The sequence below is a fragment of the Bradyrhizobium sp. JR4.3 genome, from assembly GCF_040547695.1.
Taxonomy (GTDB): domain Bacteria; phylum Pseudomonadota; class Alphaproteobacteria; order Rhizobiales; family Xanthobacteraceae; genus Bradyrhizobium; species Bradyrhizobium canariense.
This window is the reverse complement of sequence record NZ_JBEPQF010000022.1, coordinates 40,079-60,163: the sequence shown is the minus strand read 5'-3', so window position 1 is coordinate 60,163 and position 20,085 is coordinate 40,079. Positions and strand designations below refer to the sequence as shown.

Here is a 20,085-nt window from a genome sequence, read left to right as displayed (position 1 = left end):
CTGGATACCCCGCCTCCGCGGGGTATGACACCGAGAGTGTGACGCGCACTCGTCGCAACAATCTCGTGGCAGCAGAGTGCTCTACATTCTTCAATGGAAATCCCGCGACGGCGGCAGGATGCGAACGTTGCGGGGGTGGCGAAGTTTTTGCGCGGGCGCATCCGTGTGGGCGCGGGGGTCGTCATTGAGCGGTTCGATCAGATCGGCGCCTGCCGGCACCGGATGCTTGCGGGTCAAGGCATCGTTGGCAAGCCCGATCAGGTCGTGTGAACGGTCGATCATGCGCTGGGCGATAAGGTGCGTCACCTTTTCTGGGCTGCTCTGGATGTAGCCCTCGACCAGGATGAGGCGCGCGCCCATTACCTCTTTCCGGTACTGCTCCATGATCTTCGGCCACACCACGACATTGGCGATGCCGGTTTCGTCCTCCAGTGTCATGAACACGACGCCGCTGGCGCTGCCCGGCCGCTGTCGTACCAGAACGACGCCGGCACAGCGAACGCGGCGCCGCTCGTTGTCATGATTGATGTCCTTGCAGGCGATGATGCGCTCGCGCGTAAACATCTCGCGCAAAAATTCCATCGGATGGCCTTTGAGCGAAAGGCGAATGGTTTGGTAGTCCGCGACCACCTGTTCGGCGCGCGGCATCACCGGCAACGGCCTGGCGTGCTCGTCCGGCTGCTCGCGCGCGGTAGCCACCTCGAACAGCGGCAGCGGCACATCGTCGGGCAGGCGCCGCACCTGCCACAGCGCCTCGCGGCGGTCGAGCCGGAGCGAGCGGAAGGCGTCGGCATCGGCGAGCAGGATCAGCGCGCGCTTGGGCAGTCCGGTGTCGCGGGCGAAGTCTTCCAGCGAGGTGAAGGGCCGGCGGTTGCGGGCGGCGACGATGCGGTCGGCCCAGTCGGGCGCTCTCTCCACATGGTCATTCCGGGATGCGGCTCTTTTCAGCCTTTCCTCATCCTCGTCCAGCCAGTGGAAACCGTCGATCTGGCGGAAGCCGAGACGTACCGCGCAATACCCGCCATTTCCCTGCTCCAGCGTGCTCTGCGCAAAACTGTAGGACACATCGATCTCGCGCACCTCGACGCCGTTCTTGCGGGCATCGCCGACGATCTGCGCCGGCGCGTAGAAGCCCATCGGCTGCGAGTTCAGCAGACCACAGCAGAAGGCATCGGGATGATGATATTTCAACCATGAAGATATGTAGACGAGTTGCGCGAAGCTTGCGGCATGGCTCTCCGGAAAACCGTAGGAGCCAAAGCCCTTGATCTGGTCGAAGCAGCTCCTGGCGAAGTTCGGATCGTAGCCGCGCGCGACCATGTTGCCGATCAGCTTCTCCTCGTATTGGCCGATGGTGCCGACATTGCGGAAGGTCGCCATGGAGCGGCGCAGACCGTTGGCTTCCTCGGAGGTGAATTTTGCCGCCTCGATCGCGATGCGCATCGCTTGCTCCTGGAACAGCGGCACGCCCAATGTTTTGTGCAGCACATTGTAAAGTTCGTCCTTGTCGCCATGATCCGGTGACGGCGACGGATAACTCACTTTTTCCAGGCCGTTCCGCCGCCGCAAATACGGATGCACCATGTCGCCCTGGATCGGTCCCGGCCGCACGATCGCGACCTCAATGACGAGATCGTAGAAGGTCCGCGGCTTCAGGCGCGGCAGCATGTTCATCTGGGCGCGGCTCTCGACCTGGAATACGCCGAGCGACTCCCCATCGCACAGCATGTCGTAGACTTTGGAATCATCCTGCGGGACGCTCGCCAGCATCCAGCGTTCGCCCTTGTGCTGCTCGATCAGATCAAAGCACTTGCGGATGCAAGTCAGCATGCCCAGCGCAAGCACGTCGACCTTCATCATGCTGAGCGCGTCGACATCGTCCTTGTCCCATTCGATGAAGGTGCGATCATCCATCGCCGCATTGCCGATCGGCACATAGGTGTCGAGCCGGTCTTGCGTGAGCACATAGCCGCCGACATGTTGGGACAGATGACGCGGGAATTCGATCAACTCGGTCGCGAGCTCGACCGCGAGGTTGATCATGGAATTTTGCGGATCGAGGCCGGCCTGCCTGACCTGCATGTCGTTGAGGCCCTTGCCCCAGCTTCCCCAGACGGTGTCGGCGAGGGCGGCGGTGACGTCCTCGGTCAGGCCCAGCGCCTTGCCGACGTCGCGGATGGCGCTGCGCGGGCGATAATGAATGACGGTGGCGATGATCGCGGCACGATGGCGGCCGTAACGCCGATAGACATATTGCATCACCTCCTCGCGCCGCGAATGCTCGAAATCGACGTCGATGTCAGGCGGCTCCAGCCGCTCCTTGGAGATGAAGCGCTCGAACAGCAGATCGACCTTGGTCGGGTCGACCGAGGTGATGCCGAGCACGTAACAGACCGCCGAATTCGCCGCCGATCCCCGCCCCTGGCACAAAATGTTCTGGCTGCGCGCGTAATGCACGATGTCGTGCACGGTGAGGAAGTAATGTGCGTATTTCAGTTCGGCGATCAGCGCGAGTTCTTTCTTCAGGGTGGCGCGCAGCTTGTCGTCGATCTTGCCGCCAAAATATTTGTCGACACCGGCCCAGGTCAGATCCTCGAGATGCCCTTGCGCGGTCTTGCCCCGCGGCACCGGCTCGTCCGGATACTGATATTTGAGCTGGTCGAGCGAGAAGGTGACCTTGTCCGCAAAGCGCATAGTCTCTGCGATAGCCTCAGGGAAATCGCGGAATAGCCGCGCCATCTCCCTGGGCGTCTTCAGAAATCGTTCCGCATTGGCTTCCAGCTTGCGGCCGACCGCCTCGATCGTGGTTTTTTCCCGGATGCAGGTCAGCACGTCCTGGAGGGGACGGCGCGCGGGGTGGTGATAGAGCACCTCGTTGGTCGCAAGCAGCGGCACTTTTTCTTTTGAGGCGAGATCATCGAGCTGCGCGAGGCGACGGCGATCGTCGCCGCGATAGACCAGGCTCGCCGCCAGCCACACGCCCTCGGCGCGACTTGCCTTCAGCTTGGCGAGGATGTCCTGCGCTTGCGCCGTATCGAAGCGATGCGGCAGCGTCAGGATCAGGAGCTGGCCTTCGGAAAACGCAAGGAGATCGGCGAAGGTGAGATGGCACTCGCCCTTCGCGATCCGCGTGATGTCGTCGCCGCGCTTGCCCCTGGTGAGAAGCTGGCATAGCCGGCCATAGGCGGCGCGGTCGCGCGGATAGACCAGGATATCGGGCGTACCATCGATGAAGACGATGCGCGCGCCGATCAGAAGTTTTGGCTTGTGCAGCACCTCGTCATTGTCGAGCTCCTTGTAGGCGCGCACCACGCCGGCGAGCGTGTTGTGGTCGGCGATGCCGATCACGGGAATGCCGAGTTTGCTGGCCTGATGCACATAGGCGCGCGGATCCGAGCCGCCGCGCAGGAAGGAAAAATTCGTGGTGATGCCGATCTCGGCATAAGCTGGCGTAGTCATGCGAAGAGACCGTGCACATACCAACCGGGAGGAACGGGCTTGCCGTCGCCGTCGAAGCACTCCCCCTCGTAAAGACCATCGCGAAAGATCCAGAAGCGCAGGCCTTCGGCATCCTCGATACGGAAATAATCCCGCGTCAGTTGCTTGCCGTCCTGCCGCCACCATTCCATGGCGATGCGCTCGGGGCCTTCCACCCGCACCACCGCATGCTGCGCGCGGCGCCAGGTGAATTGATGCGGCGGGCCGTCGGGCACGGTCGCGAACGGCACATTGATCGGCTCAGGCTTGTCGAACAGCCGCAACGGACGCAGCGGCGGCTCACTTTCAGTGCGCGCGGGCCATTCGGCCTGCATGGCCACGGCGAGATGATGCTGGGCAGGCGCCGCCAGCACCGCACATTCGGGGATATGGGTATCCTCAGGCAGGTGCACGACGACGCGCTTTCCGCCGATACGCGCGGCGATGCGGTCGATCAGCGCAGCAAGCTCGTCATTGTCGTGGACATGGGCATCGAGATCGCGCTGCTCCTGCACCACGATCTCGGTGCGGCTTGCCGACAGCCGCACCATGTCGAAGCCGAAGCCGGGATCGAGCGGATCGGCGAGTGCATCGAGACGCTCGCGGAACAGCCGGTCGACGACCGCGCTCCGCGTCACGGGACGTCCGGTCTCGACCATGATCGCACGCACTGCGCCGTCGGTACGGAAGAAGGTGGCCTCAAGCCGGCGCGCGCCCTTGCCCTGCTTCTCCATCGACGCGATCAACGTGTCCGCCAGGCGCGACAGCGTCATCGCGATCATGGTGTCGGTCGCGATCGGCTCGGCAAAGCGTTTCTCCACGATGTAATCGGGCAGCGGCTTTCGTGGATTGATCGGCGCATCGCCCTGCCCCAGCGCATGCGCGAGCAGTGTGGAGAATCGTGCACCAAACCGCGCCGTGATTTCGCTCGGCGTTCGCGAGGCCACATCCCCGATGGTCTTCAAGCCGGCGCGGCGCAGGCCGGTGGTGATGGCCTCACCCGCACCAAGCGCGGACACCGGAAACCGGCTGATTGCCGCCGCCTCCCCGTCATCGGCAACGATGCTACCGGATGCCTGCCGCGTCAGCGTGCGCGCGCAGACCGAGGTGCCGGCGACCGCCGCGCTGACGGCAAAGCCCTGGCGATCGAGGGCACGGACAAGGGTTTGCAACAGCGCAGCCTCGCCGCCGAACAGATGCGCGCAGCCGGTGATGTCGAGGAACAGCCCGTGCGGCGGATCGAGCGCCACCAGCGGCGTGAAGCGGTCGCACCAGTCGGCGATGTCGCCGATCGTCTTGGCATCGGCCACGGCATCGGCGTCGAACACCTTTAAATCAGGACACATCGCCCGGGCATTGGCCAGCGGCTGGCCGATATGCAGACCGAGGCGCTCGGCCGCCTCGTCCAGCGCATGGATCACCAGCGCGTTGCTGTCCTTGATGACGACAATGCTCGGATCATTGGTTCTACCCAGCCCGACGCCGTCGAAGAACCGCTGGATCCGGTCGATGGGCAGGCGCGGCAGCCACAGGCTGAGGATACGCCGACGATTCAGAGAACTGGCACTCATCACATTTCCATTCCATGATCCACCGGCCACACGGGCCATGACGATTGCGCAGGAGCTCGGCATCGAAGCGCGGCGCACCCCAGGCACTCCACATCGTGCCCGGCGGCGAATGCGCCGCGCGCAGCATCCACCTGGTCTCGGCGGTCGAGGGCAAAGGTTGCGCGGCCATCCGCAGCAGCAAGCCGGTGACACCGGAAGACTGCGCAGCCAATGTCAGCTTGCGGCTCGCTACGAGATCGAACTGCCTCGTCTCGCCCCAGAGCTCGAGCACGACGGCGCCCAGCGCGTCGCAGGCGAGTGCATCAGCCGACGTGCGCAGCGCGCTCTCCACGTCGGCAGCGCGCACCATCACCATGCGACGCGGATCGAGACCGATCTCGGCGAGCCCGCTCATCGACAGCGCGCCGGTTTCAATTTCCGAAAAATCCTGCCGCACCCACAGCAGCGGCTTGCGTGCCGTCACGCGCCCCGCAAGTCCCGTGACAAAGCCGGTCGCGGTCGCGCCCTGACGTCCCTCGCAAAACACCTCGTGGATTGCCGCGCGCGCGAGCCCGCCCTTTAGCGCGCTGTCGGCCTCGCGGTGGCCGAGCGCGACACGGTCGCGATGATGCACGACCTCCGCCGTCTCGATGCGCTCGATCTGGCCGCGCAAGGCTGCAAGCGCGCTTGTTCGTGCGCCGCTCATATACGCCGCTCCTCAAGGGTTGATTGCCGGTGGCTCTCAAAAAGAGAACCAGCGGCTAGCTCATTTGTTCATGATATGTTCTAATATAAAGCTAACGACGCCCCGGGAGTCAATCGAATTGGCGGGCCTTGGGATTCGTGAGCTGAATCAAAGGGATTCCAATATGGACGTGCAACGCAAGCTGGAAATCCTGGCGGACGCCGCCAAGTACGACGCGTCCTGCGCCTCCAGCGGCACCGAGAGGCGGGATTCCAGCGACGGCAAGGGCATGGGCTCGACCGCGCCCGGCATGGGTATCTGCCATTCCTACGCGCCGGACGGCCGCTGTATCTCGCTGCTCAAGGTGCTGCTGACCAACGCCTGCAATTACGACTGCCTCTATTGCGTCAACCGCGCCTCCTCCAACGTGCCACGTGCCCGCTTCACCATCGACGAAGTGATCAAGCTGACGCTCGACTTCTACCGGCGCAATTACATCGAAGGACTGTTTCTCTCCTCCGGGATCATCCGTAACCCCGACTACACCATGGAGCAGGTGGTGAGCGTCGCGCGAAAACTGCGCGAGGAGCATCACTTCCGTGGCTACATCCATCTCAAGACTATTCCCGAGGCCGACGATGCATTGATCTCCGAGGCCGGCAAATATGCCGACCGTCTCTCCATCAACATCGAGATGCCGCAGGAGACGAGCCTGCAGCAATTCGCGCCCGAGAAAGACGTGCGCGCGATCCGCCGCACCATGGGCCGGCTGCGGCTGAAGCTGGACGAGGCCGAGGAAAGCCGCAGCGCGAAGACGAAAGCCAAGCCGCAGCGCTTTGCGCCGGCCGGCCAGAGCACGCAGATGATCGTCGGCGCCGACGCAGCCTCCGACCACACCATCCTCCACACCAGCGCCAATCTCTACGGTTCATACCGGCTGAGGCGCGTCTATTATTCCGCATTCAGCCCGATCCCCGATGCCAGCCGCGCGCTACCTCTGCGCGCGCCGCCCTTGCTGCGCGAGCACCGTCTCTACCAGGCCGACTGGCTGATGCGGTTCTACGGCTTCGACGTCGGCGAGATCGTCGACGACAGTGCGATGCTGCCGCTCGACATCGATCCAAAACTCGCCTGGGCATTACGCCACCGCGACCGTTTCCCGCTCGACGTCAACCGCGCCAGCCGCGAGGAATTGTTGCGCGTGCCAGGCTTCGGCACCAAGGCGGTCGAGCGCATCATCGCGGCGCGCCGCACGACCACCATCCGCGTCGCCGATCTCGCGCGGCTGCATGTGCCCCGCAACAAGGCGCTGCCGTTCATCGTCCTCAGCGATCACCGGCCCACGCCGCATCGCCTCGACGAGGCACGGCTGATCGAACGGTTCAAGCCGAAGGCAACACAACTGGGATTTGGCTTCTGATGCAGTACATCACCCTCGAGAACGAAACCGATTTCGATGGCTGGCGTAAAGCCGCGCGTAGCCTCGTGCTTCACCAGGTGAATCCGGCCGACATCACCTGGGCCGTACAGGGCGGCGAAGCGGAACTGTTCGCGCCACTGTCGCCGGCACCGCTGCCGGCGGGTGGCGATGGCACCTTCAACGTGCCTGCAAGATTCGTCGAGCTCGCCAAGGCCGCGATCCTGCATCGCGATCCCGAGCGTTTCGCGGTCCTCTATCGCCTGCTGTTTCGGCTGAAGGACAATCACGACCTCATAGAGGTCGCGACCGATCCCGATGTTGCGCAAGTCACGGCCATGGCAAAGACGGTCTACCGCGACGAGCACAAGATGCATGCTTTCGTGCGCTTCCGCGAGATCGGCAGGGAACGCGAAGCACACTACGTCGCCTGGTTCGAGCCCGAGCATCATATCGTCGAGCTCGCCGCGCCGTTCTTCGCCAAGCGCTTTGCCGACATGCCCTGGTCGATCCTGACGCCGGACCTCTGCGCGCATTGGGACGGCCACGCGCTCTCGTTCACGTCTGGCGTCGACAAGAGCGAGGCGCCGGGCGAAGACCGGCTGGAGGAAACCTGGCGGCGTTACTACGCCAGCACCTTCAATCCGGCCCGCCTGAAGGTGAAGGCGATGCAAACGGAGATGCCGAAGAAATATTGGAGGAACCTGCCCGAGGCTTCGATCATTAAGCCCTTGATCGAGGACGCCGAGCGCATGACCGGCGCCATGATCGCCAATGCCGCAACCGATCCGCACAAGCCTCAAAGGCGGCCGGAGGCTCCGATGAAACGCAAGACCGCAGCCGACGACCTCGATGCGCTCCGCGAGGAGGCCGCCCATTGCCGCGCCTGCCATCTGTACAAGGACGCGACCCAGACCGTATTCGGCGAAGGCCCGAAGTCCGCCAATATCATGCTGGTCGGCGAACAGCCCGGCGACAAGGAAGACCTCGCCGGCCATCCCTTCGTCGGTCCGGCCGGCCAGATGCTCGACCGGGCGCTGCAGGAAGCCGGCGTCGACCGCAAGAAGGTCTATGTCACCAACGCGGTGAAGCACTTCAAATTCGTGCCGCGCGGCAAAATCCGCCTGCATCAGAAGCCGAATACGCCGGAGATAAAGGCCTGCCGACAGTGGTATGAGCGGGAGGTCTCCATTATCCAGCCCGATCTCATCGTCGCGATGGGCGCGACAGCCGCGCAGAGCGTGTTCGGCAAGATCACCCCGATCGGAAAGAACCGCGGCCGGCTCATAGACCTGCCCGACGGCCGCAAGGCGCTGGTGACGGTGCACCCGTCCTATCTGCTGCGGTTGCCCGATCCGGAGGCCAAAGCGCTGGAATATCAGCGCTTTGTCGAAGATTTGAAGATCGCCGCCGGGTTGCAGAAGAAAGCCGCGCGCGCCGCCTGAATACTGGCGGGAAAACGGCTTTCAGGCGCCGCCTGTCATCCAGCCTTCAAATCCATCGGGGACAATAGCCCTTACAGAAAGTTAAGGGGCGTCCAGACATGACCGATGTTGCATTCGACCGCGCGGTAGCCGATCCCGCGCCGATCCAGCCGGCCTCGCGGCCAAATCTCGACAAGGGCTTCAATCCGCTGACACTGATCCTGTTCTTCGGCATCCTCGCCGCGGGCCTGCTCTACGTGGCCTACAGCATCTATTCCGATGTCGATGCGACCGGCACCAGGGTCACGAGCTACCTGCCTTATATCCTCCTTATCGTTGCGCTCCTGATCGCGCTCGGCTTCGAATTCGTCAACGGTTTCCACGACACCGCCAACGCGGTAGCGACCGTGATCTACACCCACTCGCTGCCGGCCGAAGTCGCGGTGATGTGGTCGGGCTTCTTCAACTTCCTCGGCGTGCTGCTCTCGTCCGGCGCCGTCGCCTTCGGCATCGTTTCGCTGCTGCCGGTCGAGCTGATCCTGCAGGTCGGCTCCAGCGCCGGTTTCGCGATGGTGTTCGCGCTGCTGATCGCCGCGATCCTTTGGAACCTCGGCACCTGGTATTTCGGCCTGCCGGCCTCCTCCTCGCACACGCTGATCGGCTCGATCATCGGCGTCGGCGTTGCGAACGCGCTGATGCGCGGCCGCGACGGCACCTCGGGCGTGGACTGGGGCAAGGCCACGGAGATCGGCTATGCGCTCCTGCTGTCGCCGCTGGTCGGCTTCGTCTGCGCCGCCGGCCTGCTGCTGCTGCTCAAGCTGATGATCAAGAACCCGGCGCTCTATGCCGCTCCTGAGGGTAACAAAGCCCCGCCGATCTGGATTCGCGGCCTGCTGATCCTGACCTGCACCGGCGTCAGCTTCGCCCATGGTTCGAACGACGGCCAGAAAGGCATGGGCCTGATCATGCTGATCCTGATCGGCACTGTGCCCACGGCCTATGCGCTCAATCGCGCATTGCCGGAGTCGCAGGTCGCCCAGTTCGCGAAGATTTCGGAAGCCGCCTCCAAGGTGGTTGCGGCCAAGGGCGCCGGCCATGCGATCATTGGCGATCCCCGTCCCGCGGTGACGCAGTACGTCACCTCCCATCACATCAGCGAAGGCACCTATCCTTCGCTGGCAGTGCTGGTGAAGGATGTCGGCGAGCAGGTCGCGAAATACGGTTCGCTGAACAAGGTGCCGGCGGAAGTCGTCGGCAACACCCGCAACGACATGTACCTGACCTCGGAAGCGATCCGCTTCCTGATGAAGGACAAGGAAAACGACCTTAGCAAGGAAGAGGTCGCGACCTTGAACGCCTACAAGGGCGGGCTCGACAGCGCGACCAAGTTCATCCCGACCTGGGTGAAGGTTGCGGTCGCAATCGCGCTCGGCCTCGGCACCATGATCGGCTGGAAGCGCATCGTCGTGACCGTCGGTGAGAAGATCGGCAAGACCCACCTGACCTACGCGCAGGGCGCTTCCGCCGAGCTCGTCGCCGCGGCCACGATCGGCGCCGCCGACGTGTTCGGCCTGCCGGTCTCGACCACCCACGTGCTGTCGTCCGGCGTCGCCGGCACCATGGCCGCGAACGGTTCGGGTCTCCAGGTCGCCACCATCAGGAACATGGTGATGGCCTGGGTGCTGACCCTGCCGGTCGCCATCCTGCTGTCGGGCACACTGTACGTGATCTTCTCGCGGATCTTCTGAAAGATCTCTCCACTCCCTCTCCCCGTTCTTACGGGGAGAGGGTTCGGGTGAGGGGCCGCTTCCGCGATCACGGTGAGAGACGGACTCGCGGAGAGTCCCCTCACCCGGAATTCAAGCTGCGCTTGAATTCCGACCTCTCCCAGCAAGCCGGGCGAGGTGAAGTAAGAGTCTTACGATGCCGCGAGCGCTTCCTCGACCAGCTTGACCCAGTACGACGTACCGTAAACGATCGCCTCGTCGTTGAAATCATAGGCGGGGTGATGCAGGCCGGCGCTGTCGCCATTGCCGCAGAAGATAAGGGCGCCGGGCCGCGCTTCCAGCATGTAGGCGAAGTCCTCGCCGGCCATTTGCGGCGGCATCTCGTACACTTTGGCGTCTCCGACGACCTGTTTGGCGATCCGACGCGCCACCTCGGTCGGTGCCGCGTGGTTGTTGGTCACGGGATAACTGTTGTTGTAGCGCAGGTCGATCTTGGCGCCACTGATCTGGGCCACGCCGGCCACGATTTCGCGCACGCGCTTCTCCACGAGCTTGCGCGCCTCCGCGGTCAGCAGGCGGATCGTGCCTTTCAACTCCGCCGTTTGCGGAATGACGTTGCGGGTGTTGCCGGCGTGAAATTCGCAGATCGAGATGACGGCCGCGTCCAACGGATCGACGCTGCGCGCGACGATCGACTGCAGGGCCGTGATCACCTGCGCGCCGACCAGAACGGGATCGACGCAATTGTGCGGACGCGCCGCGTGGCCGCCGAGGCCCTCGATCCTAATGTCGACCGCATCGGTCGCCGCCATGATCGGGCCCTGCCGGATCGCGAACGCCCCGATCGGAATGCCGGGGGCGTTGTGCATGCCGTAGACCTGATCGATGGCGAAACGCTCCATGAGTCCATCCTTGACCATGGCCGCGCCGCCGGCACCGCCCTCCTCGGCGGGCTGAAAGATCACGATCGCATCGCCGGCGAAGTTGCGGGTCTCGGCCAGGTAACGGGCTGCACCCAGCAGCATCGCGGTGTGGCCGTCGTGGCCGCAGGCGTGCATCTTGCCCGGAATCTTCGAGGCGTAAGGCAGGCTGGTCTGCTCCTGGATCGGCAGCGCGTCCATGTCGGCGCGCAGACCGATCACCTTGATATCGGCGCTCGCCGGCCGCTTGCCCTTGATCACGCCGACGACGCCGGTCTGGCCGATGCCGGTCACGACCTCGTCGCAGCGGAAGTCGCGCAGGCATTCCGCCACGAAGGCTGCGGTCCGGTGAACGTCGTACAGCAGCTCCGGATGCTGGTGAATGTCCCGCCGCCAGGTCTGGATGTCGGGTCGAAAGTCGACGACGCGGTTCACGACGGGCATGGCTTTCCTGGATCCTGACTGACACCTCCCTCGGTGGAGCAGGCAAGAGCGCTGGCAATTTCGACAGGCCCACCAGAAGGAGATCTTTACAACGTAAAGATATCTAAGGGTCGGACAGGGGCATCGTCAAGCCAAATCTTGACAGTGTCAAAATTGAAATGGATGTGACGGATCAAGAAAAATGCCCGGGGCAAGCCCGGGCAACGAAGGGATGGACGGGAATGACCTCACGCCGCGAGTTGGCCCTCCACCAGCTTGACCCAGTACGACGTGCCGAAGACGATCGCCTCGTCGTCGAAATTGTAGGCGGGGTGATGCAGGCCGGCGCTGTCGCCGTTGCCGCAGAAGATGAAGGCGCCGGGGCGCGCTTCCAGCATATAGGCGAAATCCTCGCCGCCCATCAGCGGCGGCATCTCGAGCACATTGGCTTCGCCCGCAACTTGCTTGGCAATGCGCTTCGCCACCTCGGTCTCCGCGGCGTGATTGACCACTACCGGATAATTGCGCTGGTAGCGCAGGTCGATCTTGGCGCCGGTGATCTGCGCCACGCCCGCGACGACCTCGCGTACGCGCTTCTCGACCAGCTTGCGCACCTCCGGCGACAGCGTGCGGATGGTGCCCCTCAGTGTCGCGGTTTGTGGAATCACGTTGCGGGCATTGCCCGCGTGGAACTCGCAGATCGAGATCACGGCCGATTCCAGCGGATCGACGCTGCGCGCGACGATCGACTGCAGCGCCGTGATGACTTGCGCGCCGACCAGAACGGAATCGACACATTTGTGCGGCCGCGCGGCGTGGCCGCCGAGACCCTCGATCATGATATCGACCTCGTCGGTCGCCGCCATGATCGGACCCGGCCGGATCGCGAACGAGCCCACCGGAATGCCCGGACCGTTGTGCATGCCATAGACTTGCTCGATGCCGAAGCGCTCCATCAGGCCGTCCTTGACCATGGCCGCTCCACCCGCGCCGCCCTCCTCGGCCGGCTGGAAGATCACCACCGCATCGCCGGCGAAGTTGCGGGTCTCGGCGAGATAACGCGCAGCACCGAGCAGCATCGCGGTGTGGCCGTCATGGCCGCAGGCGTGCATCTTGCCGGGAGTCTTCGAAGCATAAGGCAGGTTGGTCTGCTCCTCGACCGGGAGCGCATCCATATCGGCGCGTAGGCCGATGGCCTTGAGGCCCTCGCCGGCCGGCTTGCTGCCCTTGATCACGCCGACCACGCCGGTCTGGCCGATGCCCGTCACGACCTCATCGCAGCCGAACTCGCGCAGGCGGTCCGCGACGAATGCTGCAGTGCGGTGGACGTCATAGAGCAGCTCCGGATGCTGGTGGATGTCCCGGCGCCAGGCCTGAATATCGGGTTGAAGGTCGGCGACGCGGTTCACGATGGGCATGGAGGGTCTCAAGCTTTGTTGAAAATGCAGGCCTGTCTACCATGCAAGCACCAGTCCACCCAACTGGCGCGGATCGGGGTGTAGCCCTGACTCACAGGCATGGCCGGACTTGTCCCGGCCATCCACGTCTGACTATTAGAACGGAAAGCTCGTGGATGCCTGGGACAAGCCAGGGCACGATTCCTGTTGGGTGGAAGAAGAATGCCAAGGCGGCTCGAAGGTGAGTTTGACTACATTGTCGTTGGGGCCGGCACGGCGGGCTGCATCGTCGCCAACCGGCTGTCGGCCGTTTCCAGCAATCGCGTCCTCGTCCTCGAAGCCGGCGGCGACGACAACTGGATCTGGTTCCACATTCCCGTCGGCTATCTCTTCGCCATCGGCAATCCGCGCTCGGACTGGATGTTCAGGACCGAGGCCGAGCCCGGCCTGAACGGCCGCTCGCTCGCCTATCCTCGTGGCAAGGTGATCGGCGGCTCTTCGGCGATCAACGCCATGATCTCGATGCGCGGGCAGGCCGCCGATTACGATCACTGGCGCCAGCTCGGCATGACCGGCTGGGGTTATGACGACGTGCTGCCGCTGTTCAAACGGCTCGAGGATCACTTCCTCGGCGCGAGCGAGCACCACGGCGCCGGCGGCGGCTGGCGCATCGAGGCGCCGCGGCTGTCCTGGGACATCCTCGATGCCGTGGGCGACGCGGCCGAGGAGATGGGCATCAAGCGCATCCCGGATTTCAATACCGGCGACAACGAAGGCACCAGCTATTTCCACGTCAATCAGAAGCGCGGCCGGCGCTGGTCGTCGGCGCGCGGCTTCCTCAAGCCGGTCCTGAACCGGCCCAATCTGCGGCTCGAAAAGCATGTGCTGGTTGATCGGCTGATCGTCGAACAGGGCCGCGCCGTCGGCGTGCGCTTCATCCAGAATGGCGAGATCGTCGAGGCGCGTGCGAGGCGCGAGGTGATCCTCTCGGCAGGCGCGATCGGCTCAGTGCAGGTGCTGCATCGCTCCGGCCTCGGGCCGGCCGACTGGCTGTCGCCGCTCGGCATCGATATCGTGATGGACAAGCCCGGCGTCGGCCGTAATTTACAGGATCATCTCCAGCAGCGCGCGATCTACAAGGTCGAGGGCGTGCGCACACTGAACGAGACTTATTACAATCTGCTCCGCCGCGGCCTGATGGGGCTCGATTACGCGTTCCGTCGCCGCGGGCCGTTGACCATGGCGCCGTCGCAGCTCGGCATCTTCACCCGCTCCGATGCGACGCGCGCACGCGCCAACATCCAGTTCCACGTCCAGCCGCTGTCGCTCGACAAGTTCGGCGATCCTCTGCACCGCTTCCCCGCGATCACGGTGAGCGCCTGCAATCTCCAGCCGACATCGCGCGGCACCTTACGTCTGCGTTCGGCGGCGCCGGACGAGAAGCCCATCATCGCGCCGAATTATCTTTCAACGGATGACGACCGCCAGGTCGGCGCCGATGCCATCCGCACCACCCGCCGCCTGATGCAGCAGAAGGCGCTGGCAAAATATCGCCCGAGCGAATATCTGCCCGGCCCCGCCGTCGGCGACGACGATGCCTCGCTCGCCAAGGCCGCCGGCGACATCGGCACCACCATCTTCCATCCCGTCGGCACCGCGAAGATGGGCGCGGTGAGCGATCCGATGGCGGTGGTCGACGAACGCCTGCGCTTCTACGGTCTCGGCGGCCTTCGCATTGTCGATGCCTCGATCATGCCGACCATCACGTCGGGCAACACCAACACGCCGACCGCGATGATCGCCGAAAAAGGCGCGACGATGATTTTGGAGGATGCGAAGTGAATGCGTAGCCCCGATGGGGCGTAGCGAAATCCGGGGAGTATCGTAAGTCTGGACCCGTATTCCGCTGCGCTCCATACGGGCTACGCGTCCCACCACCTCACGAAAACGTCATCGCGTCCGGGAATAAGACCCCCGCTCCCCCAATCACCTCCCCGAAGCCCAATTCCGGGCGAAGTGGAGCTGCGCGATGAGCGGACACGATCACGGCGAGGACGGCTTAAGCCGCCGCAAGGTGCTTGAATGCATGACCTGGGCCGGCACCGGGGTGCTTTGGACCATCACCGGTGGCGTGCCGCGCTCGCTCGGCATCATCGATTCCGCGCAAGCTGCGACCGCGGCCGCGCCCGGAATGACCTTCCTCCAGATCAGCGACAGCCATGTCGGCTTCGACAAGCCGGCCAATCCCAACGCGCTCGGCACGCTCGAGGAAGCCATCAACAAGATCAACGCGATGCCGGTCAAGCCGTCGTTCATGATCCACACTGGCGACATCACGCATCTGTCGAAGGCCGCCGAATTCGACAATGCCGATCGCATCATCTCGCAGAGCAAGCTCGACGTGCATTACGTGCCCGGCGAGCATGACTTCCTCGACGAGGAGGTGAAATTCTATCGCGAGCGCTACGGCCGCGGCACAAAGGGCGCAGGCTGGTATTCGTTCGACGCTGGCGGCGTGCACTTCATCGGCCTCGTCAATGTCGTCGACCTCAAGGCCGGAGGCCTCGGCAATCTCGGCGCCGAGCAGCTCGCCTGGCTCGAGGACGATCTGCGCGGCAAGTCGAAATCGACGCCGATCGTGCTGTTCGCCCACATCCCGCTCTGGACGGTCTACCCCGAATGGGGCTGGGGCACCGAGGACGGCGCCCGCGCGCTGGAACACGTGAAAGGCTTCGGTTCGGTCACCGTGCTGAACGGGCATATTCACCAGGTGATGCAGAAGGTGGAGGGCAACGTCACCTTCCACACCGCCCGCTCCACCGCCTTCCCGCAGCCGGCACCCGGGGCTGCCCCCTCGCCCGGACCGATGAAGGTCGAGGACACAAAGCTCCGCGCGATGCTCGGCGTTGCCAGCATCAACTTCAAGCAGAACGAGCAGCGGCTCGCGATCATCGACACGCCGCTCCAGGGTTGATGCAGGGCTAACGGAAGCTGACAATGAAGACACTCAATCGCCGCGACTTCGGTGTCGCTTTGGCCGCGGCCATGCTGTTGCCCGCCACAACCGCCCGTGCCGACGACACGGAGGTGCATATCGACAATTTCGTCTTCCAGCCGGCCGAGCTCAAGATCAAGGTCGGCACCACCGTGACCTGGACCAACCGGGACGACATCCCGCACACCGTGGTGTCGGCCGGCAAATTCAGGTCCAAGACCCTGGACACTGACGACAAGTTCTCGTTCACCTTCACCAATGCGGGCGACTACAAATATTTTTGTTCTCTGCACCCGCACATGACGGGGATGATCAAGGTTGAGTAACATCTCGAACCAAGGCATCAACGTCTTGCCCGGCCGGTGGTCCCACGCCGGCCGGGCTCGTGTGCCTTCGGTCACACACAGAGACAAAACGAGCAGGGACGAGACGAACAGCGACGACACGACTCAACGCGCAGAACAAGAGGCAAAGCGAGGAGCGATGCCCGCTAACGACGATTTGCAGAAGGCGCAACGCTTCCGCGAGGCGGCGCTGCCCTATCTCGACGACGTCTACACGCTCGCGCGCTATCTCTTGCGTGACGCCTCCGATGCCGAGGACGCGGTGCAGGAGTGCTATCTGCGCGCTCTGAAGCATTTCGATAGCTATCGCGGGCCGGCGATGAAGCCCTGGCTGTTCGCGATCCTGCGTAACGTCTGCAATGCCGAATATGCACGCCGCGCACACAGGCACAGCGCGATCGAGGATACCCCCGGCGCTGCCGAGCAGACGCCGATCTGGCAAGAGACCGAGGCAAGCCCGGAAACCGAAGTGCTGCGCAGCCGCGATGCGGGCGCGATCCGCAAGCTGATCGACGCGCTCGCCGAACCGTTCAAGGAAACATTCGTGCTGCGGGAGATCAACAACCTGTCTTATCGTGAAATCGCAGAGGCCGTCGGTGCACCCGTCGGCACCGTGATGTCCCGCCTCGCCCGCGCCCGCGCCATGCTGCGCGCGGCCTGGACGGCGGATGAGGAGCAAGCAAGATGACCTGCGACGAAGCAAGAATCCTGCTTCACGCGCTGCTCGACAATGAGCTCGATGCCGGCCACGCGCGCGAGGTCGAAGCCCATATCGCCAGCTGCCCGGCCTGCGCTGCGGAGTTTTCGGCCCAACGCGACATGCAGCGCGTGCTTGCGGATGCCGATTTGCGCTACACCGCACCGGCGAGCCTGCGTGCGCGTATCGAGGCTTCGCTGCCGCAGCCGCAGCGTCAACAGCCGAGCCGCCGCTCCGTGCTGCGCGGCTTTGCGATGGGCTCGGCAGTCTCCGCGCTCGCCGCCTCCGGCGTCGTCGCATTGGTGCTGCGCCAGGACGACCAGCAGCGCATCCTGTCGGAGGTCGTCTCCGCGCATCTGCGCTCGCTCCAGGCCGGCCACCTCATTGACGTGGTCTCCACCGACCAGCACACGGTCAAGCCGTGGTTCAACGGCAAGCTCGACGTCGCCCCGCCCGTGATCGACCTCACCGCGCAAGGTTTTACGCTGGTCGGCGGCAGGCTCGACTATATCGACGCCCGTGCCATCGGCGCGGTCGTCTACAAGCGCCGGCAGCACGTGGTCAATCTGTTCGTGTCGCAGACATCGAACGCGGAATACCGGGCGCCCAAGACCGAAACCATGCAGGGCTTCAACTGCCGGCGCTGGGGCAATCGCGGCCTGAACTTCTGGGCCGTCAGCGATCTCGGCGCAGACGAGCTCGCCGAGTTCGTCGACAAGTTCGAGGCGGCGATGAAGGCGAATGCGGAGGGATAGCGGCGCATCCCGCAAGTCAGACTCACAACTTTTGATTGCGAGCTCGGGAGAGCGCTGCTAATTCAAGCACCATGATGCGCCCTCTCGTTCTTGCCGCAACGCTTGCCTGGACGATCGCCGCTTACGGGCCGGCAGCAGCCCGCGACGGACTCGCCACCACGATGCGGGCCGTCCTCTACGAGGAAGACGTGAGCAACCCGAAGGGTGATCGCGCAGAAGGAAAGATCACTTGGCGGATAGAACCGACGACCGATGCCTCCGCACCATCAGGCGATGTTACGATACGCGGGAATGTCGAGGTGCCTTCGCGGAACCTGCAGATGACGCTCTCCATCCGGCGCAATTTCGACCCCGCACTGCCAGCCACCCACACGGTGCAGATCGATTTCGCCCCGGACTTCGCCGCCGGCAGGATCAAACAGGTCATGGGCCTCCTGATGAAGGCCAACGAGCAGGCCAAGGGAGCGCCCATTGCCGCGCTGTCGGTGAAGGTCGACGACACGCATTTCCTGATCGGCCTGTCCGCTGTGCCGCAGGACGCGGCAAACAATTCGCTTCTGATCCGAAGTAGAGCCTGGATGGACATCCCGATCGTCTACGCGACGCAACGCCGCGCCATTCTTGCGGTCGAGAAGGACGGCAACGTCCTGGCGCTCTTCAATACGGTGTTTGCCCATTGAGGCGGGCACCTCCCGCGGCCCTCGATCACATCGAAGTGGCGAACAAGATTGAAGCCGCCTGAGCGCCTCGGCCTTACGCCGACCGCCGCACCGCGTTGTCGACCAGCGTCTTGCCGAGCGACCAGATCGCGCCGGGGACCTTGTGGCTGCCGGCGATGACGTCGTCGAAAGCGCGCTCGATCCAGCCGCAATCTTCCTCGGTGATGGTGAGCGGCGGCAGAAGCTTGATGGTGTGGCTGCCATGGCCGGCGACCTGCGTGAGGATCTTGTGGTCCTTGAACAGCGGCACGGTGATGAGCTGGCAGAACAGGCCCTTATTGGCCGCCTCCAGCACGTTCCAGGACGCCCGCAGCCGCAGCGATTTGGGCGGGCCGAACTCGACGCCGATCATCAGGCCCTTGCCGCGGACTTCCTTCAACAGCTCGTAGCCGGGCACCATGCGCGTGAGCGCGAGGCGCAGCTCGGCACCGCGCTTGGCGGCGGACTCGATCAGCTTCTCGGACTCCATGATGTCAAGCGTGGCGATGCCCGCAGCCATCGCCAGGTCGTTCTTGGAGAAAGTTGAGCCGTGCACGACTGCACGGTCCATCTGGTTGAAGATCTTGTCGAAGATGCTCTTGCGCGTCAGCACCGCGCCGACCGGCACGTGGCCGCCGGACAGCGACTTCGAGAGCAGCACCATGTCGGGCTCGACGTTCCAGTGCTCGACCGCGAGGAAGCGGCCGGTGCGGCCCATGCCGGTCTGGATCTCGTCGGCGACGAACAGCGTCCCGTATTTCTTGCAGAGCGCAGCCGCACCCGGCAGGAACTCGTCGGTGGGCATGTTGACGCCCTTGCCCTGGATCGGCTCGACGACGAAGGCCGCCACCTCGCGCGAGGCCAGCGCCTTTTCAAGAGCGGCGAGATCGTTGAACGGGATCGAGGTGCAGCCCGGCAGCAACGGCTCGAAGCCGGTGCGGAAGTTCGAATCACCGGTCAGCGACAGCGCGCCATAGGTCAGGCCGTGATAGCCGTGGGCACAATAGACGATCCCCGGACGGCCGGTGGCGCCGCGGGCGAACTTGATCGCGGCTTCGACGCATTCGGCGCCGGAATTGGCGAAGAACGCCTTGTCGAGATAGGGGACGTACTTCAAAAGCCGCTCAGCGAGCACGCCGGCAAGCACCGAGACGTCGAATTGGACGAGGTTCGGCAGGTCGGCATCGAGCACGCTCTTGAGCGCCTCACGCATGACAGGATGATTGCGCCCGATCGCAAACACGCCAAAACCGGACAAGAGGTCGAGATAGCGCGCCCCGTCGCGGTCGTAGAGGTACTGCCCCTGCCCCTTCTGGAAGCCGACATCGTAGCCGATGGTCTTCAGAACCCGAACGAACTGCTCGTTCAGATGCCGATTATGCAGGGCGCTGCGCTGGGCCTGGCGGTCCGCGAACAGCTGAGACATGTCTGGATTTGGGCTGTGCATCCGCTACATACTTCGGTTGAGGGCCGTCTCGTCAACTGAAAACGGAACGTCGCTGAAAACGGTCTGTGCGGCCTTTTGCCCTTTTTCGGACCATCTTCGCAAGCAGAGCTTTAGACCATGTTGCACTGC

At 64.0% G+C, this 20,085-nt stretch carries 15 protein-coding genes; 9 read left to right on the top strand and 6 right to left on the bottom strand.

Translation table 11 applies throughout. From position 1 onward, the window contains the following. Positions 1–90: 90 nt before the first annotated feature. From ABIB91_RS28655 to ABIB91_RS28645, 3 genes are read right to left on the bottom strand one after another with little or no spacing between them, the layout of a single operon-like run. Positions 91–3,459 (bottom strand): error-prone DNA polymerase, encoded by a 3,369-nt coding sequence (locus tag ABIB91_RS28655; RefSeq protein WP_354169517.1) that lies wholly within the window; start codon positions 3,457–3,459, stop codon positions 91–93. Then, positions 3,456–5,048: a Y-family DNA polymerase gene (locus tag ABIB91_RS28650; RefSeq protein WP_035993090.1), complete on the bottom strand. Its 1,593-nt coding sequence runs from the start codon at positions 5,046–5,048 to the stop codon at positions 3,456–3,458. The genes ABIB91_RS28655 and ABIB91_RS28650 overlap by 4 nt, the downstream gene beginning before the upstream one ends. Further along, a complete protein-coding gene (locus ABIB91_RS28645; RefSeq protein ID WP_354169519.1) occupies positions 4,945–5,733 on the bottom strand; it encodes an ImuA family protein in 789 nt (262 codons plus the stop codon). Before ABIB91_RS28645 ends, ABIB91_RS28650 begins: the two co-directional genes overlap by 104 nt. Before the next feature lie 163 nt (positions 5,734–5,896). Here ABIB91_RS28645 and ABIB91_RS28640 point away from each other — a divergent pair, with 163 nt between their 5' ends. The 3 genes from ABIB91_RS28640 (at position 5,897) to ABIB91_RS28630 (ending at position 10,301) form a co-directional block, all read left to right on the top strand. Continuing rightward, positions 5,897–7,132 (top strand): putative DNA modification/repair radical SAM protein, encoded by a 1,236-nt coding sequence (locus ABIB91_RS28640; protein WP_354169521.1) that lies wholly within the window; start codon positions 5,897–5,899, stop codon positions 7,130–7,132. Beyond that, positions 7,132–8,574, top strand: coding sequence for a UdgX family uracil-DNA binding protein (locus tag ABIB91_RS28635; RefSeq protein WP_354169523.1), 1,443 nt, complete (start codon positions 7,132–7,134; stop codon positions 8,572–8,574). Before ABIB91_RS28640 ends, ABIB91_RS28635 begins: the two co-directional genes overlap by 1 nt. A 98-nt stretch (positions 8,575–8,672) precedes the next feature. Beyond that, positions 8,673–10,301, top strand: a complete 1,629-nt coding sequence (locus tag ABIB91_RS28630; protein ID WP_219684815.1) for an inorganic phosphate transporter — start codon at positions 8,673–8,675, stop codon at positions 10,299–10,301. A gap of 170 nt (positions 10,302–10,471) precedes the next feature. Here ABIB91_RS28630 and ABIB91_RS28625 read toward each other — a convergent pair whose 3' ends face one another. Continuing rightward, positions 10,472–11,644, bottom strand: a complete 1,173-nt coding sequence (locus ABIB91_RS28625) for a M20 aminoacylase family protein (protein ID WP_354169526.1) — start codon at positions 11,642–11,644, stop codon at positions 10,472–10,474. Between the two features lie 227 nt (positions 11,645–11,871). Continuing rightward, the gene (locus ABIB91_RS28620) at positions 11,872–13,041 is read right to left on the bottom strand and encodes a M20 aminoacylase family protein (protein ID WP_007593609.1); all 1,170 of its coding nucleotides are present in this window, start codon (positions 13,039–13,041) and stop codon (positions 11,872–11,874) included. Between the two features lie 201 nt (positions 13,042–13,242). Here ABIB91_RS28620 and ABIB91_RS28615 point away from each other — a divergent pair, with 201 nt between their 5' ends. The 6 genes from ABIB91_RS28615 to ABIB91_RS28590 all read left to right on the top strand — a co-directional run bounded on the left by ABIB91_RS28615 (position 13,243) and on the right by ABIB91_RS28590 (position 18,491). Next, on the top strand, positions 13,243–14,862 hold the full coding sequence (locus tag ABIB91_RS28615; protein ID WP_354169528.1) for a GMC family oxidoreductase: 1,620 nt from the start codon (positions 13,243–13,245) through the stop codon (positions 14,860–14,862). A gap of 187 nt (positions 14,863–15,049) precedes the next feature. Next, entirely contained in the window at positions 15,050–15,994 is a 945-nt protein-coding gene (locus ABIB91_RS28610; RefSeq protein ID WP_354169530.1) for a metallophosphoesterase family protein, read from the top strand. 23 nt (positions 15,995–16,017) lie between these two features. Further along, on the top strand, positions 16,018–16,341 hold the full coding sequence (locus tag ABIB91_RS28605) for a cupredoxin domain-containing protein (RefSeq protein ID WP_354169532.1): 324 nt from the start codon (positions 16,018–16,020) through the stop codon (positions 16,339–16,341). A gap of 157 nt (positions 16,342–16,498) precedes the next feature. Then, positions 16,499–17,047, top strand: a complete 549-nt coding sequence (locus ABIB91_RS28600) for a sigma-70 family RNA polymerase sigma factor (RefSeq protein ID WP_007608103.1) — start codon at positions 16,499–16,501, stop codon at positions 17,045–17,047. Continuing rightward, positions 17,044–17,811, top strand: a complete 768-nt coding sequence (locus tag ABIB91_RS28595; RefSeq protein WP_354169535.1) for an anti-sigma factor family protein — start codon at positions 17,044–17,046, stop codon at positions 17,809–17,811. Before ABIB91_RS28600 ends, ABIB91_RS28595 begins: the two co-directional genes overlap by 4 nt. Positions 17,812–17,882: 71 nt before the next feature. After that, positions 17,883–18,491 carry a hypothetical protein gene (locus ABIB91_RS28590; protein WP_354202192.1) on the top strand — a complete coding sequence of 203 codons (609 nt, stop codon included), beginning with the start codon at positions 17,883–17,885 and terminating at the stop codon, positions 18,489–18,491. Between the two features lie 73 nt (positions 18,492–18,564). Here ABIB91_RS28590 and hpnO read toward each other — a convergent pair whose 3' ends face one another. Continuing rightward, positions 18,565–19,956, bottom strand: a complete 1,392-nt coding sequence (gene hpnO / locus ABIB91_RS28585; RefSeq protein ID WP_026233264.1) for an aminobacteriohopanetriol synthase HpnO — start codon at positions 19,954–19,956, stop codon at positions 18,565–18,567. Between the last annotated feature and the right edge of the window lie 129 nt (positions 19,957–20,085).

What these genes read in the sequence shown, in the direction of transcription:
- ABIB91_RS28655 (WP_354169517.1), bottom strand. Translation starts at nt 3,459, where the DNA reads ATGACTACGCCAGCTTATGCCGAGATCGGCATCACCACGAATTTTTCC.
- ABIB91_RS28650 (WP_035993090.1), bottom strand. Translation starts at nt 5,048, where the DNA reads ATGAGTGCCAGTTCTCTGAATCGTCGGCGTATCCTCAGCCTGTGGCTG.
- ABIB91_RS28645 (WP_354169519.1), bottom strand. Translation starts at nt 5,733, where the DNA reads ATGAGCGGCGCACGAACAAGCGCGCTTGCAGCCTTGCGCGGCCAGATC.
- ABIB91_RS28640 (WP_354169521.1), top strand. Translation starts at nt 5,897, where the DNA reads ATGGACGTGCAACGCAAGCTGGAAATCCTGGCGGACGCCGCCAAGTAC.
- ABIB91_RS28635 (WP_354169523.1), top strand. Translation starts at nt 7,132, where the DNA reads ATGCAGTACATCACCCTCGAGAACGAAACCGATTTCGATGGCTGGCGT.
- ABIB91_RS28630 (WP_219684815.1), top strand. Translation starts at nt 8,673, where the DNA reads ATGACCGATGTTGCATTCGACCGCGCGGTAGCCGATCCCGCGCCGATC.
- ABIB91_RS28625 (WP_354169526.1), bottom strand. Translation starts at nt 11,644, where the DNA reads ATGCCCGTCGTGAACCGCGTCGTCGACTTTCGACCCGACATCCAGACC.
- ABIB91_RS28620 (WP_007593609.1), bottom strand. Translation starts at nt 13,041, where the DNA reads ATGCCCATCGTGAACCGCGTCGCCGACCTTCAACCCGATATTCAGGCC.
- ABIB91_RS28615 (WP_354169528.1), top strand. Translation starts at nt 13,243, where the DNA reads ATGCCAAGGCGGCTCGAAGGTGAGTTTGACTACATTGTCGTTGGGGCC.
- ABIB91_RS28610 (WP_354169530.1), top strand. Translation starts at nt 15,050, where the DNA reads ATGAGCGGACACGATCACGGCGAGGACGGCTTAAGCCGCCGCAAGGTG.
- ABIB91_RS28605 (WP_354169532.1), top strand. Translation starts at nt 16,018, where the DNA reads ATGAAGACACTCAATCGCCGCGACTTCGGTGTCGCTTTGGCCGCGGCC.
- ABIB91_RS28600 (WP_007608103.1), top strand. Translation starts at nt 16,499, where the DNA reads ATGCCCGCTAACGACGATTTGCAGAAGGCGCAACGCTTCCGCGAGGCG.
- ABIB91_RS28595 (WP_354169535.1), top strand. Translation starts at nt 17,044, where the DNA reads ATGACCTGCGACGAAGCAAGAATCCTGCTTCACGCGCTGCTCGACAAT.
- ABIB91_RS28590 (WP_354202192.1), top strand. Translation starts at nt 17,883, where the DNA reads ATGATGCGCCCTCTCGTTCTTGCCGCAACGCTTGCCTGGACGATCGCC.
- hpnO (WP_026233264.1), bottom strand. Translation starts at nt 19,956, where the DNA reads ATGCACAGCCCAAATCCAGACATGTCTCAGCTGTTCGCGGACCGCCAG.